We start from the raw sequence: 14,863 nt of genomic DNA, 5'->3' as shown, positions 1-14,863 counted from the left end.
GACTCGTCGCCAGCGCCAACTCTGGGCTATAAGCAGCCCGTGCGCAGGGTATCTCCGCCCCTGTAGGACGCCCAAACCTGCACAGATTGGGGTTTTTGCAACGCATGTCTGAGGAAACCAAGCCGACACCAGATGCCGCGCCGCCGGCTTCCGAAGCAGGGGCCGTGCCGGATGCGGAACGTGAGGCCAAGATAGCCGCTGCCAAGGCCAAGGCGGCAGCGGCGAAAGCCGCCCGTGAAGCGGCGGCGGCAGCACCGCCGGAAGGCGAGTCCGCTGCTCCGGTCGCACCGGCCAAAGCTCCGGCGAAAGCCGCTGCCAAGGCCCCGGCCAAGGCTGCCGCAGCCAAGAAAGAGGCTGCGCCGGCCTATGCCGAGATCAAGGACGACGCCTTCATTGCGTCCCTGCGCGCGGCTTTTCAGGACGACATCAAGGAGGCCGTCACCAGCAATGGGCAGCAAATCCTGCGGGTAGTGCCGGAACGTGCGCGCGACCTGCTCTGGTATCTGCGCTACGACGCCTCCATCAAGTTCGACATGCTCACCGATGTCACGGCCGTTCACTATCCCGACCGCAAGGCCTTTGAGGTGGTCTATCAGTTGTATTCCATCGCGGAAAACCGGCGGCTGCGGGTCAAGGCGGAGTTGCCCGAGGAGCAACCGATCTACACCGTCTGCGATATTTGGGCCGCAGCCAACTGGCTGGAGCGTGAGGTGTACGACATGTTCGGTATCCGCTTCGAGGGGCATCCCGATCTGCGCCGCATCCTCCTGCCGGAGGGTTGGGTCGGGTTTCCACTCCGCAAGGAGTACCCGGTTGAATACCGCCATAACGAATGGGTGGCCGAGAACCTGAACATCCTTGAAATCCCGGAAGGGGCTGATCTCACCGGGAAGTTTGAATGATGGTTGGCCCCGGTGCCCCTGCCTGGGTTGCGCTGTTTCCCAGGCTGCGCGCCCGAAACGCTGTGAGGAAGTGCCCATGAACCAGATTCCGCTTGTTACGCATCACACGGAGACCCTGTTCGACGCCGACCAGATGGTACTCAGCATGGGGCCGCAGCACCCTTCGACCCATGGCGTGCTGCGGGTCATCCTGAAGCTCGATGGAGAGCGCGTCGTGGACCTCGACTGCGACATTGGCTATCTCCACCGGGGTGCGGAGAAAATCTTCGAGAACCGGCTCTATCCGATGATTGCGCCGTATTTTGACCGCCTCGACTACATTGCCGCCGTCTCAAACGGGCTGCTCTATGTCGAAACGGTTGAAAAGGCCATGGGGATTGAAGTGCCGCCCCGGGCGCAGTACCTGCGGGTCATTCTGACTGAACTCAACCGGTTGTCGAGCCATCTGCTGTGGCTGGCAACGCACGCGCTCGACATCGGTGGCTTTACCGTTTTTCTCTATGCCTTTCGCGAGCGGGAGGAAATTCTCAAGATTTTCGAGAATTTCTTCGGGGCGCGCCTGACCTGTCACGCCTTTCGGATTGGGGGGATGACCTACGACGCCTATCCGGGGTTCGAGGAGCAGGTACGCGCCTTCTGCGACCTGTTTCCCAAGCGGTTGGAGGAGTACGAGACGCTGCTCAACGAAAACCGCATCTGGCTGGGGCGTACCGTTGGGATTGGGGTTATCTCGGCCGAAGACGCCATCAGTCTGGGCCTGACCGGGGCACCGCTGCGCGGGTCAGGTGTAGATTACGATGTGCGCAAGACCGATCCCTATGAGTGCTATGCCGACCTGGAGTTTGACATCCCGATTGGCGAAAACGGCGATACCTTCGACCGCTACCTTGTGCGCATGGAAGAAATGCGCCAGAGCCGCCGCATCATCATGCAGGCGCTCGACAGGCTGCCGGATGGCCCGGTGATGGGAAAGGTTCCAAAAGTCATACGTGTTCCGGCCGGCGAGGTGTATCACTCGGTCGAAGGCCCGAAAGGCGAGTTGGGGCTGTATCTGGTTTCCGATGGGGGAACAAAGCCCTACCGGCTGCGCATGCGTCCGTCTTCATTTGTTAACTTGGGCGCATTGCGCAAGATGGCCATTGGTTCGCTCGTGTCGGATGTCGTGGCCGTGATTGGTTCGCTCGATATTGTGCTGGGTGAGATTGACCGATGATGACTGTGTGGCCCTGGATGCTGGCGCTGAACGCATCTCCGAAGTGGATTGAGTCGCTGGTGGAGTGGCTCTATACGTACCTGCCGACGTGGATAACCGCCAACCTGACGGCAACCGACGCAGCGGACTTCATCGTGTGGCCGCTCATTCAGATTGGCGTCATGCTGGTGGTGGTGTTGACCGCCGTGGCATATCTGACCCTGGCGGAACGCAAGGTGAGCGCCTGGATTCAGGTGCGGGTCGGCCCCAATCGCACAGGGCCGCTGGGTCTGCTCCAACCGGCCGCCGATGGCATCAAACTGCTCATCAAGGAAGATGTCATTCCCTTCAAAGCCGACAAGACCGTTTTCACACTGGCACCCATCATCAGCATGGTGTGTGCGTTTGTGGTTCTGGCAGTGCTGCCCTACGGCCCGCACTACGCGAGCATCACCAACATCAACATCGGGCTGTTGTTCATCCTGTCGGTTTCGTCGGTTGGGGTGCTGGGCATCATCCTGGGCGGCTGGGCGTCGAACAGCAAGTATCCGCTGCTCGGTGCGCTGCGGTCTTCGGCACAGATGGTGAGTTATGAAGCCGCCATCGGGTTGACCATTGTCTCGGCGCTTATTTTCACCCGCACGTTTTCGATGCAGGGCATTGTCGAGGCCCAGAAAAGTCTCGGCGTGTGGTTTGTGCTCTTTCTGTTTCCGTCGTTCATCGTCTTTCTGGTTTCGGTCGTCGCTGAAACGAACCGCGCGCCATTCGATCTGGCTGAAGCGGAGTCCGAGCTGGTCGGCGGGTTTCACACGGAATACAGCGGCTTTCGGTTCTCCATCTTTTTCATTGCCGAGTACGCCAACATGGTGGTTGTTTCGGCAGTTGGGACGACGCTCTACCTGGGCGGATGGTATGTACCAGGGATGGACGCCATTGCCGCGCAGGCACCTGAAGCGTACCGCGAAGCCGTCCTGACGCTCATCGGCGTTATGGCCTTTGCCATCAAGTGCGGCCTCATCCTCTATCTCTTCATCTGGATGCGCTGGACGTTTCCCCGCTACCGCTATGACCAGCTTATGGAGTTGGGTTGGAAGTGGCTGATGCCAGCGGCGCTGGCCAACATCGTCCTGACGGCCACAGTGTTCATCATTGGCAAAGAACTGGGGCTGGTGCGCTCCGTCGGGGGCGTGCTGGAAATGGAATGGCAGGGCAAGGTGTTTTTCACCGTTACCGGGTTTCTGTCGGTATTTCCGATTCTGGCATTGCTCAACGCCATCAACCGCAATTCCAAGAGTTTCAACCTGCGTGCGCAGCGGACGACGATTCCCGTCAGCACGCGCAAGGTCAAGTTGTCGCCCGGCGTCAAGCCGGCCGGAGTCTGACCTGGGGTGATACCCGTCAGGGCTGGTCGGTCCGCTGGATGAAAGGGGAGAAGTATGTTGCTCGTTGGCTGGGAAGCCGTCTTCTTCTGGGTGCTGACGCTGGTGGCGCTCTTTGCTGCCGTTTTTACCGTGTCGGCGCGTAATCCGGTTCACTGCGCGTTGTTTCTGATTTCAACGCTGATTGCCACGGCGGGGCTGTTCCTGCTACTGCGGGCGGAATTTGTGGCCGGGGCGCAGATTCTGGTCTATGTGGGCGGCATTCTGGTGCTGTTTTTGTTTGTGCTGATGCTCGTCAACACCCGCAGCGAAGTCGAAAATCCGTTCAATCGGCAGGACAAGGCAGGGGCCGTGATTGCGGCACTGGTGGGGCTTTCGCTGCTGGGCGCTGTGACCTACACGCAGCAGCGGGGGGGCTTTTTCAAAACCCGTCCGTCCGCCGACCGGATGGCCATCGAAAACGCCCGTCCTGACCCGAACGCTCCAGCCGGTGTCATCTCGGCCGATACGGAGACGCTGGGGGTGACACTGTACACACGCGCTGTCCTGCCCTTCGAGATTGCTTCCGTATTGCTGCTGATGGCGATTGTGGGTTCGGTCCTGCTGGCGCGTGACCGGCGACAGGAAGAAATCTACGACTAGACCCTGGGAGAGAAAGCCCGATGATGACGTTTTTGGCGTTGGCGGCCGGATGGGTCGCGCAACAGGCTTCCGAAGCCTCGTTCATGGAACGCTACCTCCAGGGGCTGAAGGAGGTGGACACCTCGAAGTTTCTGGTGCTGAGCGCCATCATTTTCAGCATTGGCATTGGCGGTGTGCTCATCCGGCGCAACATCATCGTCATCTTTATGTCGGTGGAGCTGATGCTGAGCGCCGCCAACCTCAACTTCATTGCCTTCGCGCGCTACTGGCAGACCCAGGGGAGTCTCTACGCCTACAACGGCCACGTCATGACGATTTTCGTCATCGTGGTGGCCGCAGCCGAAGCCGCACTGGGGCTGGGACTGCTTCTGGCGCTGTACCGCAACCGCGAAACGGTGGCGGCTGACGAAATCAACCTGCTCAAGTGGTGACTTCGATGGAATTCGTTGCACTCGTTCCGTTCTTTCCGCTGCTCGGCTTCATCATCAACGGCCTGTTTGCCAAACGGCTTGGTTTTTCTGAAAAGGTCATTGGCGGCATTGCCTGCACGATGGTGGCAGCTTCATTCATCTGCTCGGCGATTGCCGTCTATGCGTTCAGTCACCATGCGCACGATGCCCAGGTTCAGGCAGCAGCTAGGCAGCGCGAAGCCGAGTTGATGGCGCGGGTGTCCGGCGAGGATGTGGAGTCCCGACGCGCCAAGGAAGCGGCCAAAGCGGCTGAAAATCCGCAGGCGTCGGAGGCTGCACCCGAAAAAGCCGGCGCTTCCGAAGAAGTGGCCACACCTTATGTGGTCACGCTGTTTGAGTGGATGCCGGGCGGGGCACTGACGACGACGCTGGGACCGAGTGCCGGACGCCTGGCGGACTTTTCCATCAAGTGGGCGTACCAACTCGACCAGCTTTCCGGGCTGTACATCCTGTTCGTCACCTTTGTTGCCTTTTTCATTCACCTGTTCGCCATCGGCTACATGCACGGCGATCCAGGTTTTCACCGGTTTTTCGCCTACCTGAACCTGTTCATGTTCATGATGCTCAACCTGGTGTTGGGCGCGAACTTCCTGATGACGTTCGTCGGCTGGGAAGGGGTTGGGTTGGCGTCTTATCTGCTCATCGGCTACTACCTGAAGAAGCCCGAAGCTGCGGTGGCTGCCAAGAAAGCTTTTGTGATGAACCGTGTCGGCGACTTCGGGCTGATGCTGGCGATGATGGCGATTTTTGCCGTCTTTGGCACGCTCGACTATGCCGACGTGATGGTGATGGTCAAGGCGCTGCCACAGGAGCCGCTGGGGCTGGCGGCGCTCAGTTTCACGACCGGCACGCTGACGGTCATTGCCCTGCTGGTGTTTCTGGGTGCCGCCGGAAAGAGCGCCCAGATTCCGCTCTACACCTGGTTGCCGGACGCCATGGCCGGCCCCACACCGGTGTCGGCACTTATCCACGCGGCCACGATGGTGACGGCCGGGGTGTATCTCGTGGCGCGGTGCAATCCGCTCTTCCAGCGCGCGCCAACGGCCATGCTGACCGTGGCCGTCATTGGGATGGCGACCGCCTTCGTGGCGGCCACCATTGGCATTACCCAGACCGACATCAAAAAGGCTCTGGCTTACTCGACGGTTTCGCAGCTTGGCTACATGTTCGTCGGCTGCGGGGTGGGGGCCTTTGTCGCCGGCGTGTTCCACGTCGTGACGCATGCGTTTTTCAAGGCCCAGCTCTTTCTGGGTTCCGGCAGTGTCATCCACGGCGGCTCGCCCAGCGGCCACCAGCAGGAGATGACCTACTACGGCAACTTCAAAAAGTACATGCCCATCACCTTTGCCACGATGATGGTCTCGCTGTTTGCCATCTGCGGCATCTTCCCGTTCTCCGGGTTTTTCAGTAAGGACGAAATTCTGGCCAAGACGCTGCACACGCCCGTGTTCAGCCACGACGTGGGGCTGGCGCTCTATGTGATGGGCTTTCTGACGGCGGGTGTGACGGCGTTTTACATGACGCGCCTGATGTGCCTGACCTTCTTCGGCAAAGAACGCTTCCTGGAAGGGCCGGATTTCCAGGAAGGTCATCACGGCGACGACCATCACGCTCCGGCGACAAAGGATTTTCATCCGCACGAGTCGCCGCCGGTGATGACCATACCGCTCATTGTACTGGCAGTATTTGCTTTCGGAGCTGGATTTGCCGGTTTTTCGGAGGAACTGACGGGCGGCGCGATACCCAACTACGTCCACCACTGGCTGGCTCCGGTGATGGACACCACGCTGTATCCTGAAAAGCCCGTCACCGGCGTCAACCCGACCGAATGGCTGCTGGCCATGGTGAGCGTCGTCTGGGCGCTCGCGATGATGGGGCTGGCTTACTTTCTGTATGTCGTACGCCCGGAACTGCCCGACAAACTGGCCCGGACCCTGCGCCCGCTGTATGTGCTGAGTGTGCGCAAGTGGTTCTGGGATGAGTTCATTGATGTCTATCTGGTGGGCGCGTTCAAAAAGATCAACCTGGGGGCGTGGGGGCTGGATTTCGTTGTGGATTCCATCGTCAACCTGTTCGCCTGGCTGACGCGCGCCGGTTCGGTGGTCTTCCGCACGTTGCAGACCGGGCTGATGCAGAACTACGTCCTGGTCATGGCGCTGGGGCTGTTCCTGTTCATTACCGGTATGGGGTATCCGCTCTTCAAGGAACTGTTTGCGCCGAGCCGCACGCCGGCGCCGGCGTCCTCGTCGCCGCAGACCGGGCGCGTTCTGGCTCCGTAGGTGCGTTGCACCTCACCGCCGGACGTTGAAACAAGAGCGTATTCAGGGAGTTCATCGAGGGATTACACGGCATGATACTGAGTAACGTTTTTCTGGCATCCTCCGGCCCGGCCGAGCTGTACTTCGGGCCCATCGGCATTCTGAGCCTCGTCACCTGGTTGCCACTGGTCGGGGGCGTCATCGTCCTTTTCCTTGACAAGCGCCGCACTGACCTCATCAAGCAGTTCGCCACCCTCTGGATGACGCTGTGTTTCCTGGCTTCGCTCCCGCTCGTGCTGATGTGGAACTACGACGTGCGCGGGTTGCAGTTTATGGAAACGGCCGCGTGGATTCCGGCCATCGGGGCCAAGTACCAGATGGGCGTGGACGGGCTGGCCCTGACGCTGGTGATGCTGACAACCTTTCTGGGGCCGATTGTGGCGCTGTGCTCGTGGAGCTACATCGAAAAGCGCGAGAAGGAATACTACGCGCTGCTGCTCATCATGCAGTCGTTCATGATTGGCGTGTTTGCGGCTGCCGATCTGTTTCTGTTCTATGTGTTTTTCGAGGTCATGCTCGTGCCCATGTACCTGCTCATCGGTATCTGGGGCGGCGAGCGACGGCTGTATTCGGCCATCAAATTTTTCATCTACACCCTGGTTGGCTCGCTGCTGATGCTGGTGGCCGTGTTCAAGTTTTACTTCACGGCGGCTGAAACCGCGGCCAGGTATCCGAACGAGGTCAGGGCCGCGGCGGAGGTCATCGTCGGCAACAATGCACCGATGCGCGGCATGGTGCTGGAGGGGATTGAAACGGCCCGCCGGGCCGGGGTGTACCGCGCGGCGCTGGCCGGCGGCGGAACCTATGACGCCGAGCCGACGGCATACGGGACTTTCAACATCTACGCGCTTCAGGCAATTGGCAGCGCCCGCGACGAGAAAGGCAACCCATTGGTGCCGCTGTCCTTGCAGTTGTGGCTGTTTGCCGGGTTTGCCCTGGCGCTGGCCATCAAGGTGCCGATGGTGCCGTTTCACACGTGGCTGCCGGATGCGCACGTCGAAGCGCCGACGGCCGGTTCGGCGATTCTGGCCGGGATTCTGCTCAAGATTGGCACGTATGGCTTTGTCCGGTTCAACTTTCCCATGTTTCCCGACGCCGCCCTGGATGCGCGCGTCGCCTCGGTGATGGCCACACTGGCCATTCTCGGCATCGTGTATGGGTCACTCGTGGCGCTGGCGCAGAAGGACATGAAAAAGACGATTGCCTACTCATCCGTGGCGCACATGGGAACGACGATGCTTTCGCTGTTTGCCTTCAACCCGAACGGCATCAACGGTGCGGCCCTGCAGATGCTGAGCCACGGGGTCACGAGCGCGGCCCTGTTCATCATGATTGGGGTTCTCTACGAGCGGCGGCATACGCGCCAGATTGCCGACTACGGCGGCATCGTCAGCAGCATGCCGGCCTTTTCGGTGATGTTCATGATTGCGACGTTGGCCAGCGTCGGTCTGCCGCTGCTCAACGGCTTCGTGGGAGAGTTCATCGGGCTGCGCGGTGTGTTTGAAGCCAACATCACCTGGGCTTTCTGGGGGACGACGGGCATTATTCTGGGTGCGGCCTACATGCTCTGGCTCTATGAGCGGGTGTTTCTGGGGCCGGTCAAAAACCCGAAAAATGCCGACCTGCCGGATTTGAACGCCCGTGAATGGACCTACCTGACGCCGCTCGTCGCGGCCATGATCATCTTTGGCGTGTACCCGAAGCCGCTTGTCACCCTGCTCAATGGTACGACGGAAGTCGTCGTGCGCCAGATGCGGCCGAACTACTTTGCCCAGCGCGACGCGGCACGCATTGAGAAAGCTGCGGCCGGGAAAGCGGCTGTTTCGCCAACCCGTGCGTCCGAAACACCGCAGTGAAAATCACTGCTGGGTCATCTCCGGGAATCATCTACCGTTATGCTGAATCTGACCATGCTGCCTCTGCTTGTTGAACTGCCTCCGCTGCCGACCCTGCGTGAGACGGCACTCATCATGCCGGAAATCATCCTGACCCTGTTTGCCTGCGCGGCGCTGGTGCTGGACGTGGCGCTGCCGCGTGGCAAAAAGCAGGTGACGGCCTACCTGAGTCTGGTGGGACTGGGGTTCGTCGCGCTGGCGCTGGCCCAGCAGGTCATGGGCGTGGCCGAGCGGCTGCCTGTCAGCGCCTTCTACGGGATGCTGTTCATTGATGGGTTGTCCGTCGTGTTCCGCTTTGTGTTCATTGTCGCGGCGGCGTTCTCGATTCTCTACTCGATCAAGTACCTCGAATTTGAACGGGAGCAGCGCGGTGAATACTACGCGCTGATTCTGTTCTCGACGCTGGGCATGATGTTTGTCGCCGTCAGCGGCGACCTCATCTCGCTTTTCGTGTCGTTTGAGCTGATGTCGCTGAGCGTCTATGTGCTTGTGGGCTATCTGAAGCGCGACGGGCGCTCGAACGAAGCGGCGATGAAATACTTTCTGACGGGGATTTTTTCCTCGGCGCTCATTCTGTACGGCCTGTCGCTGGTCTATGGCGTGACCGGGCACACGAACCTGGGGCTGATTGCGGAAACCATCGCCGATTACGTCCAGGGCGCTGGTGCAGAAAGTGGCGACCCACGGTTGCTGCTGCTCGTGGCCATGGTGCTTGTGGCGGCCGGGCTGCTGTTCAAGATTGCTGCTGTGCCGTTCCACATGTGGGCGCCCGACGCCTACGAAGGCGCGCCGACGACGGTGACGGCGTTTATGTCGGTTGGCCCCAAGGCCGGGGCATACGTCCTGCTGGCGCGGATGCTGCTGTTTGCGCTGGCTCCCCTGCGGGAGATGCAGGATTTGCCGGGCTGGGCCGCCATGCTGACTATCGTGGCCGTGCTGACGATGACCATTGGTAACCTGGCTGCGGTGACGCAGGACAATGTCAAGCGGCTGCTGGCCTATTCAAGCATTGCCCATGCCGGATACATCCTGCTCGGCATCGTCTCCGGCACGCCGATGGGCTACCAGGGTGTGGCCTTTCACATCATGACCTACACGCTGATGAACACCGGCGTCTTTGCCGTCATTATCGCCCTGCATCGGCAGGGGGTCATCGGTGAAAAGCTCGACGACCTGAACGGCCTGTTTGCCAAAGCGCCGAGCGTGGCCGTGCTCATGCTCATCTTTGTCATGGGACTGGCGGGGATTCCGGCCACAGCCGGTTTTGTCGGCAAGTACCTGCTCTTTGGTTCGCTCATTCAAAGTGGCAAGCCGTGGCTGACGTATGTGGCCGTCATTGCCGTTTTGAATGCGGTAGTCGCGTTTTACTACTATGCCCGTTTCCTGCGGGCGATGTTCCTGAATCCGCCCAGTGAAAACCTGGCGGACGCCGCGCCGCTGCTCCTGACGCCCGGCGTACGGGCTGCAATGGTGGTATCGGCCGCCGCCGTCCTGTTTTTCGGCATCTATCCGCAACCACTGATTGATGTGGCCGAGATAGTTGCCGGAAGTATCACCACTGTTTACGCTCAAAGTCCCGGAATTGCCGTGCGTTGACCGTAGTCGGTCAGCGTGTGCTTTGGATGCCCCGGAAATGTTTTCGGGAAAGTCTGCCCCTTGCCAGCGGAGAACGTCTGATGCCCATCATCGAAATTCGACTGTCGCCGACCTTCAAGCGGTTTTTGCTGTCGGAGCAGGCGAGTGGTGTTCTGCTGCTGGTCTGCACGGTGGTTTCCCTCATCCTGGCCAACTCGCCACTGGGGCACGCCTATCTGCATGCCTGGCACGTCAAGGTGGCGGGCCTTCCGGTCGAGGTCTGGGTCAATGATGGGTTGATGGCGGTCTTTTTTCTGTTCATCGGGCTGGAACTCAAACGTGAGCTGTACGTCGGCGAGCTATCCAACCTTCGTCATGCGCTGTTGCCCATTGTGGCGGCGCTGGGTGGGATTGTCGTGCCGGCAACCATTCACTTCACATTCAACAACGGCACGGCCACCCAGCCGGGTATGGGCATCCCGATGGCGACGGACATTGCCTTTGCCTTGGGGGTGCTGGCGTTGTTGGGCAACCGTGTTCCGGCTTCGCTCAAGGTGTTTCTGGCGGCACTTGCCGTGATTGATGACTTGGGTGCTATTGTGGTTATTGCCCTGTTTTACTCCGGGGCGCTGGCCTGGAGCTACCTGGGCGCAACGCTGGCCATTCTGGTCGTGCTCCTGATGTGCAACCGGTGGGGCGTCATGGCGCTCTGGCCCTATCTGCTGGGCGGGGCCGTCATGTGGTTCTGTATGTTCCAGTCGGGCGTTCACGCCACGATTGCCGGCGTCCTGCTGGCCTTTGCCATTCCGTTCACGGAAAAAAGCGAGGATGAGACTTCGCCTTCCCATCGGCTCGAACGCTGGCTGCAACGGCCGGTTTCCTTTGGCATCATGCCGCTGTTTGCACTGGCCAATACGGGCATTGTCATCGAGCAGGGGGTGCTTTCGCTCATCTCCAGCCCCAACGGGGTCGGGATTTTCGTGGGACTGTTCATTGGCAAGCCGGTCGGTATTGTTCTGGCCAGCATTGCGGCCGTGCTGCTGGGCATCTGCCGGATGCCACTGGATTTGAACTGGAAACACCTGCTTGGCGCCGGGCTGCTGGGGGGCATTGGTTTTACGATGTCCATTTTCATCACGAACCTGGCCTTTCCCGACAATGCCCTGATTGTAAGCGCCTCCAAGATGACTATTCTGCTGGCTTCACTGACGGCTGGCACGGTGGGCTTCCTGTGGCTGAAGTTCTTCGGACAGCCGGATGTCGCTGACCGTGACCTGGAGACGATGGATTACGTCACTACGTCTCCGTAGCTCGTCTGTGGTCAGGAGTTTATGTCCGCACAACGGATCGTCGAGGTTTGGCCGCTCGGTGTCGTGGATTACGCCGCCGGGCTGGCCATGCAGGAGCAGCTCGTCGCCCGGCGGCGGCAGGGAGAAGTTCCCGATACGCTGCTGCTGCTGGAACATCCGCCGGTCATCACGCTGGGGCGCGCGGCTGAGCCGGAGCATATCGTTGCGCCAAAGGCGGTTTTGGAGCGGCGGGGCATTGCCGTCTATGAAACAGGGCGCGGCGGGGATGTTACCTATCACGGGTGGGGACAACTCGTTGGCTATCCCATTCTCGATCTCAACCCGGACCGCCGCGACATCCGCCGCTACATGCGTGATCTGGAAGAAGTCCTCATCCGCACTGTTGCTGAGTACGGGATTGCCGCCGGGCGGGTTGCGGGGTTGACGGGGGTTTGGGTGGCCGGTGAGCGCAAGATGGCAGCTCTGGGAGTACGCATCTCGCGCTGGATCACGTCCCACGGTTTTGCCCTCAACGTGACGACACACCTGGAGGATTTTGATTTCATCGTGCCCTGCGGCATTACCGACAAGGCCGTAACGTCCATTGCCAGGGAAACCGGACAGACTCCAACACTCCATGACGTAGCCGGTCACGTCACACGGCACTTCGGCGACGTGTTTGAGCGGGCGGTCGTCTGGCGGCAGGTGGAGCAGGCTTCTGTGCAGGTCTGGCTTTTCCGGCGGCAAGGCGCGCAGACGGAATACCTCGTGCTGCGGCGGACAGACGCCCGTGGCGGTTTCTGGCAGCCCGTCACCGGGCGGGTGGAGCCGGGTGAGACGCCAGCGGCAGCCGCCCGGCGCGAGGTGTGGGAGGAAACCGGACAGGCAACCGAACCGACCGCGCTGGAGCTGGTGGAAACCTCTCTGATGAACGCCGCCTGGTTTGCGCCGGCGGCCGCCGGGCCAGTCTTCAACCGGGAGCATGCCTTTGCCGCACCGGTTGAGACGGACACGGTGCAGCTTCAGGCGGATGAGCACGACGCCTATGCCTGGCTGCCCTTTGAAGCGGCGTTGATGCGCCTGCACTGGGCCGGCCATCGGCGCGCCCTGCGGCATCTTCACTGCCAAGGCTTCCCATGACTTGCAGATGGCTTTCAAAACAAGTATTTGTCCCAAGTTTTGCCCGACAACCGCTGACAAGGCGTTTTCCGTGGCTGCCGACCTGGCAGGGCTACCGTGAGACATAACCTCATGTTCCAAGGACAGATACGACTGACGCTGAAGCACCGGCGGCCTGAGTGGCGCTGGAGAGTCGGATGCGTCTTTTTCCTGAGCGCCTTTTTGGGGATGCTTGGCGGCTGTGCAACGCCTCCGCCACGCTGGAACGAACTGATTGAAAAAAATGCCCTCGCGGGTCTTGACCAGCCGGTGTGTGCGGCGTCGGGCGCAGCGCCGGCCAGTGATGACCTGATTGTGTATCTGGACGGCAGCGGCAGCATGCGTGGTTATCTGAATCAGCGGGGCGCAAGCGCCTACCGCGAAACCCTGCGCCTGCTGACGGAAATCGGCCCGTTGTTTGAGCCGCCCATGAGGATTCAGTTCCGCAGAGTGGGCGGTGTGGTCGAACCGCCTCGCCCGTGGGCTGCTCTGACGCCAACCCCGGACACGGAAGCGTTTTACAACCTGCCTGATACGGATTTGGCCGCGGCGGTGCGCAGTTTTTCCGTCAATCTGGAAGGCAAACCCAAGGGCCCGCCGCCGCGCATGCACGTGCTCGTCACGGATGGTGTGCAGTCCATTGGCACGACGCTGTCGGTGGCCTTCCGGGATGAATGTCTCAAACTCCTGGCCGGCCGTGACGGAAACCCGCCCTGGCAGGCCACGCTCTTTGGCATTCGGAGCCAATTCGACGGCAGAGTGTTCTCAGAGTTGGACCGCAGACAGGTTATTACGTACCGGACGGAAGAGGACAGGCAGACCTGGCGGCCGTTTTACCTGCTCGTGTTTTCAAGCGATGCCAGCCAGCACGACAACAATGTGGCGCGGTTGCGACGCGAGCTGCGCAAGCTTGAAAGCAAACCGGAAATTCACGAACTGCCCTTGTCTGCCTGTTTTGTTGCCGGGCCGCCGCAGGTCGAGGTGGCCGGCGCGGCGTCCGGCGCGGGGCTGGGACCGCGCGTGGCCAGGATCAAACACAAACAGTCGGAGACGTTGCCATCGTTCAACGTGCAGATTGACCGGGAAAACAACCGCCGCCTGTCCATCACCATTGCGCCGCAGTGGTCTGAGGCGGCGACGAACACAGCCGATGCTGCACAGCTTGCGGAGTTGGTGACGTGGGAACTCACGCCGGTGTATCCGGCGCAGGAGGAACCGGGCAAAGCCTATCCCCGGCTGGACGATCTGCAGGTAACGGTCGGGCCCCAAGGGACAGTGATGACCGTTCAGCCGACCTGGGAAAGCAAAACCAAAACACCGGTCTGGCGCATTTTTCGCCTGACCGGACGCCTGGACCCCAGAAAGCGCCTGCCGCCCTGGCTGGAACAGTGGAACACCCGCGATGATCGCGTGGCTGCACAGGCCAATCGCACCTACAATCTGCTGGCAACCTGGCAGGGAACCTGGGAACGGTCGCCGGTGGGCAACCAGATGGTGGCCAACATCTACCTGGCCGTTGGCCCCAAGTGAGGGATGTCCGGCATTTTCGATATTGGGGTGAGTCGTTATGGAGTTCGGTGCAGCATACATTCAACGGCCATGGTTTGGGTTGACTGGCTATCATCTGGCGCTGCCGGAACAACTCATCCAGTATTTCGTCAGCGACACGAGCGACAGCGAGTGGCAGGTGGTTGGTGACAAGTGGTTTCTCTACCTTGTCGCTACCGGGTTGCTGTGCACGTTGGGAATGCTGGGGGTGAAGTTTCTCCGCAAGCAAAGTGCGCCCAACCCACAGGCCCGCAACTGGTCGTTGGGAGAAACCGTTGGCTTTGTCTGCCTGGGGTTCATCCCGCTCATTGTGCTGTGTTTCATTGGCTGGAAGTTCGTCGTGTCCAACGCCAACATCATCGGCGGCTATGGTCTGATGGTCGGGATGGTCTTTGGCATTCTGTTCTATGCGTTCCTGATGCTGCTGGCTCATGCAGTGAGTCCGTGGCGGCGTGATCTCTATCCCCGGCGACGGTGAGAACTGTGCCGGGGACG

12 protein-coding genes are annotated in these 14,863 nt (G+C 60.5%); all 12 read left to right on the top strand.

The window, feature by feature from the left end; translation table 11 throughout:
- The first annotated feature begins 104 nt into the window (after positions 1-104).
- The 12 genes from J8C01_RS10095 (at position 105) to J8C01_RS10040 (ending at position 14,846) form a co-directional block, all read left to right on the top strand.
- Complete coding sequence (locus J8C01_RS10095; RefSeq protein ID WP_211431828.1) at positions 105-902, top strand: NADH-quinone oxidoreductase subunit C; 798 nt, start codon at positions 105-107, stop codon at positions 900-902.
- Positions 903-1,017: 115 nt separating this feature from the next.
- Positions 1,018-2,115: an NADH-quinone oxidoreductase subunit D gene (locus tag J8C01_RS10090; RefSeq protein ID WP_187288433.1), complete on the top strand. Its 1,098-nt coding sequence runs from the start codon at positions 1,018-1,020 to the stop codon at positions 2,113-2,115.
- A complete protein-coding gene (gene nuoH / locus J8C01_RS10085) occupies positions 2,112-3,476 on the top strand; it encodes an NADH-quinone oxidoreductase subunit NuoH (protein ID WP_249355443.1) in 1,365 nt (454 codons plus the stop codon). The genes J8C01_RS10090 and nuoH overlap by 4 nt, the downstream gene beginning before the upstream one ends.
- Before the next feature lie 54 nt (positions 3,477-3,530).
- Positions 3,531-4,115, top strand: a complete 585-nt coding sequence (locus tag J8C01_RS10080; RefSeq protein WP_014100517.1) for an NADH-quinone oxidoreductase subunit J — start codon at positions 3,531-3,533, stop codon at positions 4,113-4,115.
- Between the two features lie 20 nt (positions 4,116-4,135).
- Complete coding sequence (gene nuoK / locus J8C01_RS10075) at positions 4,136-4,546, top strand: NADH-quinone oxidoreductase subunit NuoK (RefSeq protein WP_014100516.1); 411 nt, start codon at positions 4,136-4,138, stop codon at positions 4,544-4,546.
- Positions 4,547-4,551: 5 nt separating this feature from the next.
- A complete protein-coding gene (gene nuoL / locus J8C01_RS10070; RefSeq protein WP_211431827.1) occupies positions 4,552-6,864 on the top strand; it encodes an NADH-quinone oxidoreductase subunit L in 2,313 nt (770 codons plus the stop codon).
- Between the two features lie 71 nt (positions 6,865-6,935).
- The gene (locus J8C01_RS10065) at positions 6,936-8,759 is read left to right on the top strand and encodes a complex I subunit 4 family protein (protein WP_211431826.1); all 1,824 of its coding nucleotides are present in this window, start codon (positions 6,936-6,938) and stop codon (positions 8,757-8,759) included.
- 39 nt (positions 8,760-8,798) lie between these two features.
- Positions 8,799-10,394, top strand: coding sequence for an NADH-quinone oxidoreductase subunit N (locus J8C01_RS10060; protein ID WP_211431825.1), 1,596 nt, complete (start codon positions 8,799-8,801; stop codon positions 10,392-10,394).
- 80 nt (positions 10,395-10,474) lie between these two features.
- On the top strand, positions 10,475-11,683 hold the full coding sequence (gene nhaA, locus J8C01_RS10055) for a Na+/H+ antiporter NhaA (protein WP_211431824.1): 1,209 nt from the start codon (positions 10,475-10,477) through the stop codon (positions 11,681-11,683).
- Positions 11,684-11,704: 21 nt separating this feature from the next.
- Positions 11,705-12,802, top strand: coding sequence for a lipoyl(octanoyl) transferase LipB (gene lipB, locus J8C01_RS10050; RefSeq protein WP_211431823.1), 1,098 nt, complete (start codon positions 11,705-11,707; stop codon positions 12,800-12,802).
- A gap of 111 nt (positions 12,803-12,913) precedes the next feature.
- Entirely contained in the window at positions 12,914-14,350 is a 1,437-nt protein-coding gene (locus J8C01_RS10045) for a hypothetical protein (protein ID WP_211431822.1), read from the top strand.
- 37 nt (positions 14,351-14,387) lie between these two features.
- Entirely contained in the window at positions 14,388-14,846 is a 459-nt protein-coding gene (locus tag J8C01_RS10040; RefSeq protein WP_211430725.1) for a hypothetical protein, read from the top strand.
- Positions 14,847-14,863: the final 17 nt, after the last annotated feature.

Source organism: Chloracidobacterium sp. D, assembly GCF_018304685.1.
Lineage (GTDB): Bacteria > Acidobacteriota > Blastocatellia > Chloracidobacteriales > Chloracidobacteriaceae > Chloracidobacterium > Chloracidobacterium thermophilum.
This window is presented reverse-complemented; position numbering and strand designations above follow the sequence as displayed.

Coding starts and splice junctions, on each gene's coding strand:
- lipB (WP_211431823.1), top strand. CDS start 11,705: ATGTCCGCACAACGGATCGTCGAGGTTTGGCCGCTCGGTGTCGTGGAT.
- J8C01_RS10040 (WP_211430725.1), top strand. CDS start 14,388: ATGGAGTTCGGTGCAGCATACATTCAACGGCCATGGTTTGGGTTGACT.
- J8C01_RS10065 (WP_211431826.1), top strand. CDS start 6,936: ATGATACTGAGTAACGTTTTTCTGGCATCCTCCGGCCCGGCCGAGCTG.
- nuoH (WP_249355443.1), top strand. CDS start 2,112: ATGATGACTGTGTGGCCCTGGATGCTGGCGCTGAACGCATCTCCGAAG.
- nuoK (WP_014100516.1), top strand. CDS start 4,136: ATGATGACGTTTTTGGCGTTGGCGGCCGGATGGGTCGCGCAACAGGCT.
- nuoL (WP_211431827.1), top strand. CDS start 4,552: ATGGAATTCGTTGCACTCGTTCCGTTCTTTCCGCTGCTCGGCTTCATC.
- nhaA (WP_211431824.1), top strand. CDS start 10,475: ATGCCCATCATCGAAATTCGACTGTCGCCGACCTTCAAGCGGTTTTTG.
- J8C01_RS10095 (WP_211431828.1), top strand. CDS start 105: ATGTCTGAGGAAACCAAGCCGACACCAGATGCCGCGCCGCCGGCTTCC.
- J8C01_RS10060 (WP_211431825.1), top strand. CDS start 8,799: ATGCTGAATCTGACCATGCTGCCTCTGCTTGTTGAACTGCCTCCGCTG.
- J8C01_RS10045 (WP_211431822.1), top strand. CDS start 12,914: ATGTTCCAAGGACAGATACGACTGACGCTGAAGCACCGGCGGCCTGAG.
- J8C01_RS10080 (WP_014100517.1), top strand. CDS start 3,531: ATGTTGCTCGTTGGCTGGGAAGCCGTCTTCTTCTGGGTGCTGACGCTG.